Origin of the sequence: Steroidobacter sp. (assembly GCF_036402275.1) — a bacterium.
In the GTDB taxonomy this organism is placed as follows: Bacteria; Pseudomonadota; Gammaproteobacteria; order Steroidobacterales; family Steroidobacteraceae; genus Steroidobacter.
The window spans coordinates 403,933-419,270 of the sequence record NZ_DASWTF010000033.1; the positions used below are offsets into that span (position 1 = coordinate 403,933).

The following is a 15,338-nucleotide window of genomic DNA, read 5'->3' on the forward strand; positions in this document are numbered from 1 at the left end:
ATTTCGGCCGCGAGTATCCATGTCCTTCGTCTTTCCGCCGCCGGCGCCGCCCGCCGTGGCTATCGTCGGGCGTACCGAACGCTTTCCCGTGCATCGCATTTATTGCGTCGGTCGCAATTACGCGGCGCATGCCCGCGAAATGGGCAAGGACCCGGAGCGCGAAGCGCCGTTCTTTTTTACCAAACCCGCCGACGCCGTGGCGCCGAGCGGCGCGCAGCTGCCCTTTCCGTCGCGCACCTCCGACTTGCATCACGAGATCGAGCTGGTGGTCGCCATCGGCACCGGCGGCGCGAACATCGGCATCTCGCAGGCGCTGTCACATGTGTACGGCTATGCGGTAGGTCTCGACCTCACACGGCGCGACCTACAGGCAGAAGCCAAGGACAAGGGACGGCCCTGGGACACGGCCAAGGGTTTCGACCGCTCCGCCCCCATCGGCGCGATCACTCCCGCGTCGGAAGTGCAACTCGCTGGTAGCAAGATCTGGCTCAAGGTCAACGGCGCGGTACGCCAGCAAGGCCAGCTCGCGGACATGATCTGGAGCGTGCCGGAAATCATCGCCGAGCTGTCGACGCTGTTCGAGCTGGCGCCGGGCGATCTCATTTACACCGGCACGCCGCCCGGCGTGGCCGCCATCCAGTCCAACGACCGGCTCGAAGGCGGCGTCGACGGACTCGAACCCCTCATCGTGACGCTGATCTAGTCGAATGAAGCTCTACAACTTTTTTCGCAGCTCGGCTGCGTTCCGTGTGCGCATCGCCCTGAACTTGAAGGGGGTCGAATACGAGCGCATCGCCAAGGTGTTCGCCAAGAACGAGCATCGCGCGGCCGACTATCTCGCGTTGAATCCGCAAGGCCTGATCCCGGCGCTGGAAGTGAATGGCGACGTGATCTCGCAATCGCTGGCCATCATTGAATATCTCAACGACGCGTATCCGCAGCCGCCGCTGCTGCCGACGGAGCCGCTGGCGCGCGCCCACGTGCGCTCCATGGCGCTGGCCATCGCTTGTGACATTCATCCGCTCAACAACCTGCGAGTCCTGAACTATCTGCGCCAGCGACTGGGGCAGAACGAGGATGGTGTGAATACCTGGTATCGCCACTGGGTGAGCGAAGGCTTCCGCGGCCTGGAGCAGCAAGTGGCCAGGTATTCGAGCGAGCAGCGTTACTGCTTCGGCGACAGCCTGTCGCTCGCCGACGTGTGTCTGGTTCCGCAGATGTACAACGCACGTCGCTTCGACACGGATCTCACGCCGTTTCCGAAGCTGGTCGCGATCAGCACTCATCTCGAGTCGTTGTCTGCCTTCGCAGCCGCGAAGCCCGAGGCGCAGCCGGACGCAAAGTAGCCGCGGTAAGGAGCGAGCAAGCACATGAATCGAAGCGGGAGTCTGGTGTGCGTCGGCATCGGCATGACCCTCGGATCGCACCTGACGCCGCTGGCGCGTGACCACATCCAGAACGCCGACGTGGTGTTCACCGGGCTGTCCGACGGCATCATCGAGATGTGGGTCGCCGGCATGAACAAGGACGTGCGCAGCCTGCAGTCGTTGTATCGGGAAGGCAAATCGCGCATGCAGACCTATCGCGAGATGGTCGAGACCATGCTCGCCGAAGTGCGCGCCGGCAAGCGCGTTTGTGCCGCGTTTTACGGCCATCCCGGCGTGTTCGCGTGGCCGACTCACAAAGCCATCGAAACCGCGCGCAGCGAAGGTTATACCGCGCACATGGAGCCCGGCGTGTCCGCGGCCGATTGCATGTACGCCGATCTCGGCTTCGATCCCGGCAAGTACGGTTGCCAGCACTACGAAGCCAGTCAGTTCATGTTCAACCGGCGGCGCCTCGACACCGGGGCGTACCTGATCCTGTGGCAGGTGGGCCTGTCGGGCGATCAGTCGCTGGCGCGCTTTTCCACCGGCGCGGCGTATCGACAAGTGCTGGTCGACGTATTGAGCCGCGATTATCCGCTGGACCACGAAGTCATCTTGTACCAGGCGGCGACGTTACCGACGTTCCGGCCCAAGATCGTTCGCGTGCCGCTCCGTGAGTTGCCGAGCGCCGAAGCGGACATGCATTTCACGCTGGTGATTCCACCGGCCCAGCCCTTGCAGCCCGATCATCACATCCGCGAGCGCCTGTCCGCGCTCGATCGCGAGCCGGCCGCACAGAGTTAAGCGCCGTGCACGTGTTTCCAGTCGAAACGCCGAGGCTGAGCATGCGGCCGATTGTCGACTCGGACGTGGCGCTGTTCGAGCATCTGTACACAGATGCCGAGACCATGCGCTACATCGGCCCGCCGCTGACGCCCGAGCGGGCCGCGAAAAGCTTTCGAAGCGCGCTCGCGGGCATGCGCCGACAGCCCATCGAGCGACTTTTTCTCACGATCGTGGAAAGCGCCACCCGCACCGACGTGGGCATCTGCAGCCTGCAATACTTCGACGCCGGCAAGCGCACCGTGGAGGTTGGCATGATGTTCATCGGCCCCGCGCGCGCCAAGGGTTATTCCAAGGAAGGACTGTTGGCGCTGATTCCGGCGGTGTTCGCGCATTTGCCAGTGGATGAATTGTGGCTGCAATCCGCCGCCGACCATGTGGCTGTGCAGAGGCTGGTCCTTAGCGTAGGCTTTGCACGCCGTGGCGAAGTCGTCCGGCAGGACGCAGCTGCAGGGAATGCGCCAGCAAATGGGCAACGGAGTGCCTGGTCGGTTCGTCGCGATTCGTGGTCGCCGCCATCCGCTGTTCGGAATCGGCAATGACCGAGACGGGCAAATGCCGACTCGCCCCCGCCGGGCTCATCTTGTGCCGTCCCTTGGCGCCGAAACGGGCATAATTCTGTTAAGTCGCTCGATTCGGACCGGTGGATGAATGTTTCTGTGGAACGTTCGAGAGCCGGCCACCGCGGCGGTTTGTTACAACCCGCCGCTTGGAGCAAGCGACCACGCACAACAATTCGGGGCAGAGGAGGAGCATATCGTGTCCAATGTGGTGGATCTGTTGGAGAGACTGGGTCAGAGCTCGCGCCTGCAAGCGCTCAGCGGCGAGCAACTGGCGCAAGAGCTGTCGCGGGCGGGCATGGACCCGGCCGTGCAGGCAGCCATCCTGGCGCAGCGGGCCCGCCAGCTCGAGGAGCTGATCGGCGCGAGCTCCAACGTCTGCTGTCTGGTCCACGCGCCGCAAGACGACGAGCCCGATGAGCAGCAGCCCGAGCAGCCCGCGAAAGACAACGATCTCACATTGTCCGATCGCCGTGTCGCGCGCGCAGGTTGAGAAATCACGCAACGTAAAAGATTCCGCCCGGCACTGGCTGTTGGGCGGAATCGCTCATTTGTGTCTGCTGACAGGCGCGCCGCTGCACGCGGCCGCTCCTGAAGATTTCGCCGCGACGTTGCAGCGGGCGGACGCCGTCAAGACTGTCGATTCGATTGAATTCGCACGCCTGCTCGACCATCTGCAGGAACAGAAGGATCGGCTCTCGGCCGAACAGCAATATCACCTGCAATACCTGCAGGGCTGGCGCCACGCGTATGCGGGCGAGTACGCCGCGTCCATTCCACTGCTGGAATCGGTCGTCGACGGCTCATCCAACCCGACGTTGCAATTTCGCGCCGGCTCGACCGCCGCCAATGTCGGCGTGCTCTCGTCCCAATACGAAGGCGCGTTCCTGCAGCTCAACAAGCTGTTGACCAAGCTGCCGGAGGTCACGGATAAGGATGCCCGTCTGCAAGGCATGTCCGTCGCCGCGGACATCTATCAGATGGTCGGCGAGTACGACCTCAGCGTTCACTACGCCGAACAGGTCATCAAGGAAAATGCGCGCGGCCGTGGCGTGTGCCGCGGCCAGCAGCTCCGCCTCGACTCGCTGTGCAAAGCCAAGCGCCTGAAGGCGGACGATCCCGATTTTCAAACCGGCGTCAACGCCTGCTTGGCGCAAGGCGAATCGCTCCCCGCCAATATCATTCGCATGACCCGGGCACGCGTGCTCATGAGAGAGCAACGGCTGGACGACGCCATCGCCCTGCTCGAACGCCACTATCCGGATATCCAGGGAACGCACTATCCGCGCGGCATCTCGGAGTGGGAATCGCTGATGGCTCAGGCTTATCAAAAGCGCGGTTCGGGAGCCGACGCCCAGCGTCTGGCGATGCGGGCTGTCGAACACAGCGTCAAGGGTCAATTCACTCAGCCGTTGGTGCCCGCCTATCGCGTGCTCTATGAAGCAGCCGAGCAGCGCGGCGATCTCGCTAACGCCATCGGCTACCTGAAACAATCGGCCGCCGCGGACAAGACTTATATCGACGACGTGACCGCGCGCCAGCTTGCCTACGAGCGCGTCAAATCGAACGCGCTGGCCGCCAAATCGCAGATCGACGCCCTGAATCAGGAAAAGAATCTGCTGCAATTACAGCGCGAGCTGGACAGCAAGGCCGCCGAGACCAGCCGCCTCTACATCGCGCTGCTGATGCTGGTCGTGGTGTTCATCGCGCTGTGGGCCTATCGCACCAAGCGCTCGCAGCTGCATTTCATGAAGCTGTCGCAGGTGGACAGCCTGACCGGCATCGCCAACCGACCGCGCTTCATCCAGCTCGCCGAAGCGGTGCTGGAGACGGCCCGCAAGTCGCAGCAGCATGTAAGTGTCGTGCTATGCGACCTCGATCATTTCAAATCCATCAACGATCTCCACGGCCACGCCGCGGGCGATCACGTGCTCCGCCAGGCAGTGCTCGCATGTCAGGCGCACTTGCGAGTCAGCGATATCTTCGGGCGCGTCGGCGGCGAAGAGTTCGGCATCGTGCTGCCGGGTTGCGGCCTGGAGGACGCCCGGCAGCGCGCCGAAAGGCTGCGCCAGGCGTTGATCGCCGTCGAGCCACAGTACGAGGGCGTGCGCTGTCCCGTCTCGGGCAGCTTCGGCGTCACGTCCACTGAGCAGTCGGGCTACGAACTGCGCCAGCTGCTCGCGCACGCCGACGCGGCGTTGTATCGAGCCAAGGCCGCCGGTCGCGATCGCGTCACGCCCTTCGATGGCGGCGGCGTGGTCGCCGACAAACCCATGGTCGGCGTGAACGACGCCCTGCGCAGCGCCGGGCACGCCTGACAATCGTTACGCACTGTGTCGGCTCGGCCGGGCGTAACACTTAGTTACAATGTTCCCGGGCGCGCCTCGCGGCCATTGGCCATCATTGCGCGTGTAGCATTGACGTGACGCCATGACCGAGTCCCGCCACATCCTGATCGTCGACGACGATCGCGAAATCCGTACGCTGCTGGGCGACTACCTGCAGAAGAATGGTTATCGCGCCACCGCGGTCGCCGACGGCAAAGGCATGCGCCGCGCGCTCGAACAATCGCACGTCGATTTGATCGTGCTGGATCTCATGCTCCCCGGCGAGGACGGCCTGAAGCTGACGCGCGAGCTGCGCACTCATTCGCACGTTCCGATCATCATGCTCACTGCGCTCGGCGAGGAAGTCGATCGCGTCGTCGGCCTGGAAGTCGGCGCGGACGACTATCTGTCCAAGCCTTTCAGTCCCCGCGAACTGGTCGGAAGGATCAAGGCGATCTTGCGCCGGACAGCGCACATGCCGCGCGATCCTGCGCAAAGCCAGGTGGCGAATTATCGCTTCGGCGACTGGAAGCTCGACGTGACCGCACGCTCGCTCACTCACGCCGACGGCTCGCAACATGCCCTGAGCGGCGCGGAGTTCCGTCTGCTCGCCATTCTGCTGGCGCATCCAACGCGAGTGCTGTCACGCTCGCAGTTGATGGAGCTGCTGCGGGGACGCGATATCGATCCGTTCGACCGTAGCGTCGACGTGCGGATCAGCCGGCTGAGACAAGTCCTGCGCGACGACGCGCGCTCGCCGAAGATCATCAAGACGATCTACGGCGAAGGCTATGTGATGGGCGTTCCCGTCGAGCAGGAATAATGGCCTGGCCCGCGCTGTTGCCGGACACGCTGTTTGGACGCCTGTTCGCGGCGACCGTGGGCGTGATCGGCGCCATGCTGTTGATCTTTGTGCTGCTGATCGTGCGCGAGCGGCGCGAGCTCGCGCTGCTCGACAGCGGCGCGGGCAGCTCGGCCAACATCATTGCCGAGACCAGCCTGTATCTGGCGGGGTTGTCCAAGGAAGAGCGCGACGACGCGCGCACCAAGCTTCGCGAAGAGCGCCTGACGCCGAACGATTTGCGCCCGCCTCCGCCGCGGATCCCCGATAAAGAACAAGCAGCGCTGGAGCGCTCATTCGCTGCTCATCTGCAGCGTCACCTGGGGCCGGACTACAAGGTTTCCACCGGACCGCCGCGCGCACGTCGTGGCGAAGTCATTCCTTTGCATTTCTTCCGTCGCGAGCCGCCGCCTCCGGAGGGCACGCTGCGCATCCGACGCTTCGAACGGATATTCGACGTCACGGTGACTTTGCCGGACGGCGACAAGGCCACCTTTCGCACCGTCGCGCCTCGCTCCGGGCCGCCTCTGCCGCGAATGATTTTCTTGGAGCTCGGCATCCTCGCGATCGCCTTGAGCATAGTTTTGTATGCGATGACGCGCACCATCACTCGTCCTCTCGGCGAACTCGCTCGCGCCGCCGATGAAGCAGGCCGAGGCGCCACCACGACACCTTTGCAGGAAGGCGGGGCGCGCGAAATCCGCCGGGCGACGCGTGCGTTCAATGCCATGCAGGAGCGCTTGCGCCGTTATCTCGACAGTCGCACGCAAGTGCTGGCTGCCATGTCACATGATTTGCGCACGCCCCTGACGCGGCTCAGGCTGAGGGTCGAATCCATCGACGACGATCAGCTGCGTCAGCGCTGCGTCGAGGACCTGGACGAGATGTCCAGCATGATTCGCGGCGCGCTCGGCGTGTTCCGCGGTCTGAACGACGAAGAAGCAGCGGTGCCGGTGGACATCGACGCGCTCGCCCTGGAGCTACAGAGACAACATGCCGAATTGGGTGACGACGTGAGCATCGTCGGCTCGGCCCGCGCGCCCTACGTTGCCAAGCCGCTCGCGTTGAAGCGCTGTCTCGGCAATCTGGTGCAGAACGCGATCCGTCACGGCGTGCGCGCCACCATCCACATCGAAGACGGGCCGCAGCTGATCCTGCGTGTTTGCGACGAAGGACCGGGCATTCCCGAAGATATGCTGGAGAAAGTTTTCGAGCCGTTCTTTCGCCTGGAGCAATCCCGTAATCGCGACACCGGCGGCACCGGCCTGGGCCTGAGCATCGCGCGGGACATCGCGCAGGCCCATGGAGGTTCACTGTCTCTCCACAATCGTCAGAGCGGCGGTCTGGAAGCCCGGCTGACACTGCCTCGCGAAGCCACAAAGCGCTGATCCTGCAGGGCTTTTTGGCATTACAGTTGGTAACACTTCATTACCGCGGCGGCGCCGGCGCCGGCCTAATCTGTCAGCGTGTTCTCAAGGACACACTTCCACCCAACGGAGAGACAGCGATGAAAACCAAAGTCACCCTGCTTGCGCTTGCCTGGCTTGCCAGCGGCGTGGCCTTTGCCGCCGATACGACGCCGACCCCGGCCGCTCAGACCGAGGCCGGCCCCGGCAAGCGTGGTCCGGACATGGACCGCATGGCGCTGCTGCTGGATCTGAACGACTACCAGAAGACCGAAGTCGAAAAGATCCTCAAGGAACATCATGAACAGATGCGCGCCTCGTTCGACGCCGCTCGTGCGTCGGGCACGCGTCCCACGCGTGACGAGATGAAGGCGCAGCGCGAACAGTCGAAACAGGAGCTGAACACCAAGCTGAGCGGCGTGCTGACGCCGGAGCAGCTGAAGAAATTCGAAGCGCTGCGCGAGGGCGGCCCGCGCCGTCACTTCGGCAAGGGCGGTCATGACAAGGATGATTCGACCGGCGACAGCTCGAGCAACTGATTCTTGATTCTGGTCAGGCGATATAAGGCGACGGCGGTGGATCTCACCGCCGTCGTCGTTTCGAGCTTCTGAGAATCTCAGCGGATCGTGGTCTGACCCACCGTCAGGCCGGTGATCCCTGCCGGCAGAGCACCCATGTCCGTGGCTCGGCCGTTGCTGAGATCGATCGAGTACAGACGCGTCGCCGAGCCCACGGTGAGCGCGGCAAAGGCCGAGCCGGTCGCCGCCGCCGCAGGGGTCGTCACCCGCACTGTCGACGGAATGTCGAAGCCATTCGCTTCGGTGAAGTCCAGCGTGTTGCCATTCAACGTAATGGTCTGTCCGGCGGTGAGCGTGCCGTTGTTGGGCGGGTTCTGGATGAACAGCATGTTGCTGAGCGGATCGACCACATACTGCGTGGTCGCGCCGCCGGCCGCCTGGCCGAAGCTGTTGGTGTAAGCCGCGGCGGTGACGCCCGTCGAGCCGGCCGGTTGCCCGTTGATCGAGCCGTCCGGATTGTTGCCGTCGGCGGCGGCGTTGCCGTCGACCGGCACACCCGTGATTTGATTCAGCCGGAAATTCAACCCCGTGCCGGTGACGATGCGGATGCGATCCACGGTGGGATTGAAGTCGAAGCCATAGCCCGCGGAGACGGGCGGCAGATCGACCACCGCGCCCGTTGCTGTCACGAACGCGATCGAGCCTGCCGTGCCTACGGCGCTGGCCGCGCCGGACTGCGGATCGATGATGTAGATCGTGCCGTTATCCGCGGTGGCGTTCACGCCGAACGAATACAACTGGCCGGTCTGCGGACGGAAATCGATGCCGACCAATGTTTCTCCAGCCGTGATGCCCGAGATCGTCACGGTCGCCGGGGAGTTGAGCGCAGTGCTCAGGAAGCGCATCAGCTGAGTGCCATCGGCGGACAGCGCGAACAGCGGCGTGGCCGCCGGTTGTTGAAGCGCGATGCCAATCACGCCCGTGTTGTTGAGTGGGCCGGAGGTGGTGACACCGCCCGTCGAGAGATTGATGTTCACCAACTCGTCCTGCGTGCGACCGGACGCACGAACGACCGCGGTGCCTGATCCCGTGGCCACCGAGTTAGAGGCGTTCACTGTCACGGAGGGCGGGATATCGAAACCCTGCACGGTCTCCACCGTCACGGACAATGGCATGCACATCGTCTGTGTGCCCGCGTTCGGCGGATTCTGGATACAAAGCGTGTCGGTGGTTTGATCGATCGTGTACTGAGTCGTCACCGTCACACTGGGCGCACTGTTGGTATAGGCCGTTTCGTGCACCGATACGGTCGGACCGTTGATGCCGCCATCCATGTTCACACCCGCCGTCATGGTGTCGCCATCGACCAGCGCGCCGTTGTTGGGGTTCATGCGGAAGTTTTGACCCGCGCTATTCACGACGCGGATTCGATCCACGGTCGGATTGAAGTCCAAGCCAAACGTGGTGCTCGCATCCACACCGATGCGCACCGGTGCGCCGCTCGCATCGACGAAGCTGCCGGCAGTTCCGATCGGAGTGGCGACGGCTGTTTGTGACGAGATGCTGTACAACTGCACCGAGCCTGCGGTGGCGTTGTAGCCCAGGCCGTACAGGAAGCCGTTTTGCGGGCGGCGATCGATGCTGACCAGCTTCTCATTGCCGTCCACGCCGCTGATAGTCGTGGGAGTTTCGAAGCCCGCCGGGAACGAGGCAGGAAACGCCGCGAGCATGTTGTTCGACAATAATGCATTGCTGTCGGACGCGGGCACCATGACGTTCTGCGTGTAAGCCCGGCTGTCGGTGCCGGAATTATTTTGGGCCATGATGGTGAACGAGTACGAACCCACCGTGGTCGGCGTGCCGGTGTACTGGCCGCTCGTGCCGTCGAGCGTCAGTCCCGGCGGCAGGGAGCCCGTGCTCACGCTCCACATGACATCCCGGCCCTGGGACATGAAGGTCGCGCTGAAAGGAACACCGAGAGATGCAGGGGGCAGCGGCGTATCGGGCGACGTGATGCGCGGCCGGTTGGCTTCGTCATTGCCGTTATCGCCGCAGGCGCTCAGCAACGCGACGGACGCGCAGATCAGGACCGCGGTCGAGCCCAACTTCATCAGTCTCATGGGAATCCCTTGTGGTTTGCAGGCGACCTCGGCCGTGGCCGTTCAGCTCACGGCGGGATCTGCAGCCTTATTCGGAAAGGGGTCCCACGCGGATGCAGGTTGTCGCTGAATACCGTGTCTCGTGTGCGCGACATCCGCCTCGACGCATATGAACGGCTAGGCTAAATTGCCCGGCATTCACTGCAAGGAACTCTCTTGAATTGGCTGGCCCATGTGTTTTTGTCCGAGCCGGACGTCGAATTTCGCCTCGGTAATCTGCTGGCCGACATCGTCAGAGGAGAAGAGCTGCGCCGGATGAGCGCGAGGTTCCAACTCGGCGTTCAGAAACATAAACAGATCGACGCCTTCACCGACGCGCATCCACTGGTGAAGCGCAGCCGCTCGCGGGTCGGCGCGGAGTTCCGGCGCTTCAGCGGCGTGCTGGTCGACGTCTTCTACGATCACCTGCTCGCCACGAACTGGGACCGCTACTCGCCCATCGTGCTCGATGCATTCACCGCGAAGTTTTACGCCGACATCGAAGCCAACAGAATCGAGCTTCCCGCCTCGGCTCGAGTGACTCTCGATCGCATCATTCGTCACGATCTGCTCGGCTCGTATCGACGCGTCGAAGGCGTCGAACGTTCGCTCCGTCGGATATCGGCGTATCTCTCATCGCGTTGGCGCCGCGAGTTCGCTCTCGAAAAAGGCGTCGCGGATCTGCTGGCGAATTTTGATGGATTCGAGGCGGATTTCGCAGAATTCTTCCCGCAGTTACAGGCCGCCGCGGCCACCGATCGCGTTACACTGCGCGCTTCGTCATAAATACAAGGGATCGTCCATGCCCGTCCGCGCTATCCGGAACGCCGTAGCAATTGCATTGTTGGCCTGTTCGACGCTATCGACTCAGGCAGTGGCGCAGACCAGCGGTGACGGCGTGGTGCTGGTGCAAGCGGGACGACTCCTCGATCGGCCCGGCCAGGCGCCGAGAGGCAACGCCACCGTCATCGTTCGCAATGGCAAGGTGGAAGCCGTGCGCGATGGGTTCGTGGGCGCCGAGAATTATCCAGGCGCGCGAGTGGTCGATCTGCGTGAGCGCTTCGTACTGCCGGGACTGATGGATTGTCACGTCCATCTCGACAGCGATCGCGCCGGTCAGGAAGGTTTGCTCGAATCGCTGACCAACGAGCTTCCCTATTTCGCGTACGAAGCGGCCGTGAACGCGCGAAAAACTCTGGAAGCCGGGTTCACGACGGTACGGAATCTCGGCAACGACGGCGGCGTGACACTGGCTCTGCGCGACGCGATCGCCGCCGGCAAAGTTCCAGGTCCGCGCATCATCGATGCCGGCACTTCCATTTCCGCCACCTCGGGTCATGGCGATCAGACACTCAGCCTGCGCCACGAAATCGGCGAGCACATGTCACAAGAAAATCTTTGCGACAGCGCCGAGTCATGCCGTCGCGCGGTTCGCATGCAAGTCCGTCGCGGCGTCGACGTGATCAAGATTCTCACCACCGGCGGCGTCAACAGCCGCATCGGCGCGGGCATCAACAAACAGATGTTCGACGACGAGGCCAAAGCGCTGATCGAGACCGCGCACCTTTATAACAAGAAGGTAGCGGTGCATGCCCACGGCGCGGATGGCATCAACCTGGCGCTCAAGTACGGCGCCGATTCCATCGAGCACGGCACGCTGATCGACGACGAGAGCATCAAGCTGTTCTTGAAGTACGGCGCATACTACGTGCCGACGCTCTCGACGGTGAACGGTTATCTCGAACGCCTCGCCAAGGACCCGAATGCGTATCCGCCCGAGGTGCGCTCGAAGATCGAATGGCGCATCGGCATCACCGGCAAGGCATTGGAAAAGGCCTATCCGCGCGGTGTGAAGATCGCGTTCGGCACCGACGCGGGCGTGTCCAAGCACGGTCGCAATGCCGACGAATTCGAGTTGCTGGTGAAGCACGGCATGCCGGCGGCGGAGGCCATCAAGGCCGCCACCGTCAATGCAGCGGACCTGCTCGGCATCACGGCCGAAGCTGGCACGCTCGAACCCGGCAAGCGCGCCGACCTGATCGCAGTCGCGGGCGATCCGCTCGCCGATGTCACGGTGCTCGAGCAGGTCGCCTTCGTGATGAAAGACGGCCGCGTTTTCAAACAATAGCGAGAATCAGAGCGCTTTTTGCCTACACCTGTCGCGGTCTCCCGTGGACTCGCCAACGGGAGACCCGTTGTGGAAGTTGCGTAATTAGGACTTCCGACCACTGACAGCGAATTCCGAATGATCTACCGTGGCCTGCAGAGTGAGCCCGCTGCCGCTGTGCTGCAGCAGGGTTCCCGCACTGGGGAGCAAGCGCATGGCCACCGATACTGCGCGCGTAGAGCTGGAACTGGCGTCCGGACGAAATGAAATAACCGCGCCGTTTCAGCAGACCGCCCAACGCAGGCGGAAACAACACGAACTGGTAGCAGCATCGGTGGGTGCGCCGGCGATTCCCTTCGTCGTCAACCCCGCACGTCCCTCTTGGATTGCTGTTGGCGGCGCCTTGCTCGCCGTCGCAGTCGTGGTCTGGTGGGTGATGTCCCAGCGCATGCCGGATATCGATCCGCGCGAAGTGATTTCGCGCAACCTCAACAATGCGCAGACGGCCATGGCCGACGGCCGCTACACCGATCCGTCGGAGCGCAGCGCATTTCATTACTACAGCACGGTGCTGGCGCTGGATCCAAACAATGCCGAGGCCCTCGCCGGCATCGACGCCATCGCCGATCGCCATCTCACTCAGGCCCGTGTGTTGCTGGCCGATCAAAAAATCGCCGAAGCCGGCGTGGCACTGGAGAAAGCGCGGCGCGTGCGGCCGGAACATCACGGCCTCGTGCAGTTGGAAACACAATGGCGTACGGAGTTGCGAAGGCTGCTCACCGCCAGCACGGTCGTTGCGAAGACCATTACCGAGCCGGCGGTAAAACCCGCGAGCCCGAAGAGACGAGAGCAAACATTGGCCGCCGCACCCAAGGTCGAGAACGCTCCCTCGCAAACCGGCAGCACGCCTGCCATCAAGAAGGCGCCGACTGCGCAGCCAAGAGTAGCAAACCTGACTGCAGCCACCGCTGCTTTAGCTGCGAGGGTTCCATCGACTCCGCTGAGCGCGACGGCGCTGCCAGCAAGCGCGCCGGACGCCACTGCGTCGGATACAGGCGCGAATATCGTTGCGGAAGATGTCGCACCTACGCCTGAGCCGGCGCCAGTGGTGGCCAGGTCGAGCGAGCCCAAGCTCATCAAGATGGTTCAGCCGCAGTACCCGCAAGAAGCCCTCATGCGCGGGCTCGAGGGTTGGGTCGATGTCAGCCTGCAAATCTCCCCCACGGGCGATGTGATCGAACCTCGCATCGAGGACAGCAGCCGCGGCCGCATGTTCAATCGCGCCGCCTTGAACGCCGTCCAGCAATGGAAATATGAACCGCGCGGCGATGGCTCCACCAGCGAACGAGTGCTCGTACGTCTGCAATTCCAACGAGCCCATTGATGGGCAGCGTTGATCCACAAGGCATCAACGCTGCACTCCGAGCACGGTGAGCCGGGGTTTACGACAGGCGGCGGCGATCGCTGACCCGTTTCGCCTTGCCCGCGGAGCGCTCCAGCGAGCTCGGAGGATGAACCACCACGGTGGTGGTGACGCCGACATAGGATTTGATGAGCTGAACCAGCTCGTTGCCGATCCGCTCGCGCCTGGCTGGATGATCTTCCACCTCGGCCAGCAGCTCGACATTGACCGTGAGCGAGTCGAGATGGCCCTCACGGAATATTTCCAAATGATAATGCGGAGCCAGCACGGCTTGTTTGAGGATCAACTCTTCGATCTGCGTGGGAAACACGTTGACGCCGCGGATGATCATCATGTCATCGGTGCGTCCCGAAATACGTTCGATGCGACGCATGGAGCGCGCCGTGGGCGGCAGCAATCGCGTCCGGTCGCGCGTGCGATAGCGAATGACCGGTAGAGCTTCCTTGGTGAGCGACGTCAACACCAGCTCGCCCTCTTCGCCCTCGGGCAGCACGCGACCCGTGTCAGGATCGATGATCTCGGGATAAAAATGATCTTCCCACAGCACCGGCCCGTCCTTGGTGGTGAGACATTCCATCGCGACGCCCGGCCCCATCACTTCGGACAGGCCGTAGATATCGACGGCGTCGATGTTCATGCGCGTCTCGATTTCGCGGCGCATGGCGTTGGTCCACGGCTCCGCGCCGAAGATGCCGACGCTCAACGAGCAGGTGGTTGGATCGATCCCTTGCCGCACGAACTCTTCTGCGATTGCCAGCATGTATGACGGCGTGACCATGATGATCCGCGGCTGGAGGTCGCGGATCAGTTGCACCTGTTTTTCCGTCTGCCCGCCCGACATGGGCACGACCGTGCAACCCAGTCTTTCAGCGCCATAGTGCGCGCCCAGGCCGCCAGTAAAAAGACCGTAGCCGTAGGCGACGTGAACGATATCTCCAGCACGTCCGCCGCCCGCGAAGATGGAACGCGCCATCAAGCCCGCCCAGTGATCGATGTCGTTACGAGTGTAAGCGACGACGGTAGGTTTGCCGGTGGTGCCGCTCGATGCGTGTAAACGGACCGCTTGTTCGCGCGGCACAGCGAGCAGACCGAAGGGATATTGGTCGCGAAAGTCCTGCTTCACCAGAAACGGAAAGCGGCTCAAATCCTCGAGCGAACGCACATCGGCCGGATGCGCGCCGGCCGCGTCGAACGCCTTCTTGTAATGGGGAACGTTGCTGTACGCGTGCTGGAGCGACCATCGCAAACGCTGCAGCTGCAGCGCTTTGAGCTCGTCGATGCTGGCACGCTCGATGGGTTCGAATGTTTCTTGGTCGGGCGACATGCTCTCCTCCTGCAACGATGCATTCGAGAGGCTTCAGCTTGGCGCTCCGTGCATTGCGGCGTCCGGCTCGCGAACCTGATGCGAGCGGCCGCGGAACAAGGCGATGGTGTCGCCCCGCTGATTGGCGACGGTTACCTCATATACACCGTTGCGCTTGGAACGCCAACGTTCGGACGCCACGGCGGTCAACTCGTCGCCGCCATGGGCGGGTGCAAGAAAATCAATGGAGGCCGCGGCCGCGACAACCGCGCCGCCATGCGAGTTGCACGCGAATGCGAATGCGCTGTCCGCCAAAGAGAAAATCAGTCCGCCGTGACAGGCCGAGTGGCCGTTCAGCATGTCCTCGCGCACTCGCATCGACACTTTTGCATAGCCGGGCCGCGCTTCGAGAATGTGGATGCCCAAGCCCTGGGACGCACGGTCGCCGTCATACAGCGCTGCGACGGATCGCTCGGCAAGCAATTGGGCGGGATCGGAGGACACG

Annotated in this window: 15 protein-coding genes; 12 read left to right on the forward strand and 3 right to left on the reverse strand. The window is 63.1% G+C overall.

Features of this window, described 5'->3' with window-relative positions:
• Positions 1-19 precede the first annotated feature (19 nt).
• From VGD45_RS17250 to VGD45_RS17290, 9 genes are all read left to right on the forward strand, one after another.
• The gene (locus VGD45_RS17250) at positions 20-703 is read left to right on the forward strand and encodes a fumarylacetoacetate hydrolase family protein (RefSeq protein ID WP_331156572.1); all 684 of its coding nucleotides are present in this window, start codon (positions 20-22) and stop codon (positions 701-703) included.
• Positions 704-707: 4 nt separating this feature from the next.
• The gene (gene maiA / locus VGD45_RS17255; RefSeq protein WP_331156573.1) at positions 708-1,346 is read left to right on the forward strand and encodes a maleylacetoacetate isomerase; all 639 of its coding nucleotides are present in this window, start codon (positions 708-710) and stop codon (positions 1,344-1,346) included.
• Positions 1,347-1,370: 24 nt separating this feature from the next.
• Positions 1,371-2,171, forward strand: a complete 801-nt coding sequence (locus VGD45_RS17260; protein WP_331156574.1) for an SAM-dependent methyltransferase — start codon at positions 1,371-1,373, stop codon at positions 2,169-2,171.
• Between the two features lie 41 nt (positions 2,172-2,212).
• Positions 2,213-2,752, forward strand: a complete 540-nt coding sequence (locus tag VGD45_RS17265; protein WP_331156575.1) for a GNAT family N-acetyltransferase — start codon at positions 2,213-2,215, stop codon at positions 2,750-2,752.
• Between the two features lie 217 nt (positions 2,753-2,969).
• The gene (locus VGD45_RS17270; protein ID WP_331156576.1) at positions 2,970-3,263 is read left to right on the forward strand and encodes a hypothetical protein; all 294 of its coding nucleotides are present in this window, start codon (positions 2,970-2,972) and stop codon (positions 3,261-3,263) included.
• A 58-nt stretch (positions 3,264-3,321) separates the two neighbouring features.
• On the forward strand, positions 3,322-5,088 hold the full coding sequence (locus VGD45_RS17275; RefSeq protein ID WP_331156577.1) for a GGDEF domain-containing protein: 1,767 nt from the start codon (positions 3,322-3,324) through the stop codon (positions 5,086-5,088).
• 112 nt (positions 5,089-5,200) lie between these two features.
• Positions 5,201-5,920, forward strand: a complete 720-nt coding sequence (locus VGD45_RS17280; RefSeq protein WP_331156578.1) for a response regulator — start codon at positions 5,201-5,203, stop codon at positions 5,918-5,920.
• Positions 5,920-7,326, forward strand: a complete 1,407-nt coding sequence (locus VGD45_RS17285) for an ATP-binding protein (protein ID WP_331156579.1) — start codon at positions 5,920-5,922, stop codon at positions 7,324-7,326. Before VGD45_RS17280 ends, VGD45_RS17285 begins: the two co-directional genes overlap by 1 nt.
• Before the next feature lie 119 nt (positions 7,327-7,445).
• Entirely contained in the window at positions 7,446-7,883 is a 438-nt protein-coding gene (locus VGD45_RS17290) for a hypothetical protein (RefSeq protein ID WP_331156580.1), read from the forward strand.
• 77 nt (positions 7,884-7,960) lie between these two features.
• Here the strand turns inward: VGD45_RS17290 and VGD45_RS17295 are convergent, their stop codons facing one another.
• Positions 7,961-9,982, reverse strand: coding sequence for a DUF4394 domain-containing protein (locus tag VGD45_RS17295; protein WP_331156581.1), 2,022 nt, complete (start codon positions 9,980-9,982; stop codon positions 7,961-7,963).
• A 195-nt stretch (positions 9,983-10,177) separates the two neighbouring features.
• Between VGD45_RS17295 and VGD45_RS17300 the strand changes: the two genes are divergently transcribed.
• From VGD45_RS17300 to VGD45_RS17310, 3 genes are all read left to right on the forward strand, one after another.
• Positions 10,178-10,786 carry an acyl carrier protein phosphodiesterase gene (locus VGD45_RS17300; RefSeq protein WP_331156582.1) on the forward strand — a complete coding sequence of 203 codons (609 nt, stop codon included), beginning with the start codon at positions 10,178-10,180 and terminating at the stop codon, positions 10,784-10,786.
• A gap of 16 nt (positions 10,787-10,802) precedes the next feature.
• Positions 10,803-12,128, forward strand: a complete 1,326-nt coding sequence (locus VGD45_RS17305; protein ID WP_331156583.1) for a metal-dependent hydrolase family protein — start codon at positions 10,803-10,805, stop codon at positions 12,126-12,128.
• Between the two features lie 193 nt (positions 12,129-12,321).
• The gene (locus VGD45_RS17310) at positions 12,322-13,491 is read left to right on the forward strand and encodes a TonB family protein (protein ID WP_331156584.1); all 1,170 of its coding nucleotides are present in this window, start codon (positions 12,322-12,324) and stop codon (positions 13,489-13,491) included.
• A gap of 58 nt (positions 13,492-13,549) precedes the next feature.
• Here VGD45_RS17310 and paaK read toward each other — a convergent pair whose 3' ends face one another.
• A complete protein-coding gene (paaK, locus tag VGD45_RS17315; RefSeq protein ID WP_331156585.1) occupies positions 13,550-14,854 on the reverse strand; it encodes a phenylacetate--CoA ligase PaaK in 1,305 nt (434 codons plus the stop codon).
• A 33-nt stretch (positions 14,855-14,887) separates the two neighbouring features.
• Entirely contained in the window at positions 14,888-15,337 is a 450-nt protein-coding gene (gene paaI, locus VGD45_RS17320; RefSeq protein ID WP_331156586.1) for a hydroxyphenylacetyl-CoA thioesterase PaaI, read from the reverse strand.
• Position 15,338 lies beyond the last annotated feature (1 nt).

Coding starts and splice junctions, on each gene's coding strand:
- VGD45_RS17250 (WP_331156572.1), top strand. CDS start 20: ATGTCCTTCGTCTTTCCGCCGCCGGCGCCGCCCGCCGTGGCTATCGTC.
- maiA (WP_331156573.1), top strand. CDS start 708: ATGAAGCTCTACAACTTTTTTCGCAGCTCGGCTGCGTTCCGTGTGCGC.
- VGD45_RS17260 (WP_331156574.1), top strand. CDS start 1,371: ATGAATCGAAGCGGGAGTCTGGTGTGCGTCGGCATCGGCATGACCCTC.
- VGD45_RS17265 (WP_331156575.1), top strand. CDS start 2,213: ATGCGGCCGATTGTCGACTCGGACGTGGCGCTGTTCGAGCATCTGTAC.
- VGD45_RS17280 (WP_331156578.1), top strand. CDS start 5,201: ATGACCGAGTCCCGCCACATCCTGATCGTCGACGACGATCGCGAAATC.
- VGD45_RS17285 (WP_331156579.1), top strand. CDS start 5,920: ATGGCCTGGCCCGCGCTGTTGCCGGACACGCTGTTTGGACGCCTGTTC.
- VGD45_RS17290 (WP_331156580.1), top strand. CDS start 7,446: ATGAAAACCAAAGTCACCCTGCTTGCGCTTGCCTGGCTTGCCAGCGGC.
- VGD45_RS17295 (WP_331156581.1), bottom strand. CDS start 9,982: ATGAGACTGATGAAGTTGGGCTCGACCGCGGTCCTGATCTGCGCGTCC.
- VGD45_RS17305 (WP_331156583.1), top strand. CDS start 10,803: ATGCCCGTCCGCGCTATCCGGAACGCCGTAGCAATTGCATTGTTGGCC.
- VGD45_RS17310 (WP_331156584.1), top strand. CDS start 12,322: ATGGCCACCGATACTGCGCGCGTAGAGCTGGAACTGGCGTCCGGACGA.
- paaK (WP_331156585.1), bottom strand. CDS start 14,854: ATGTCGCCCGACCAAGAAACATTCGAACCCATCGAGCGTGCCAGCATC.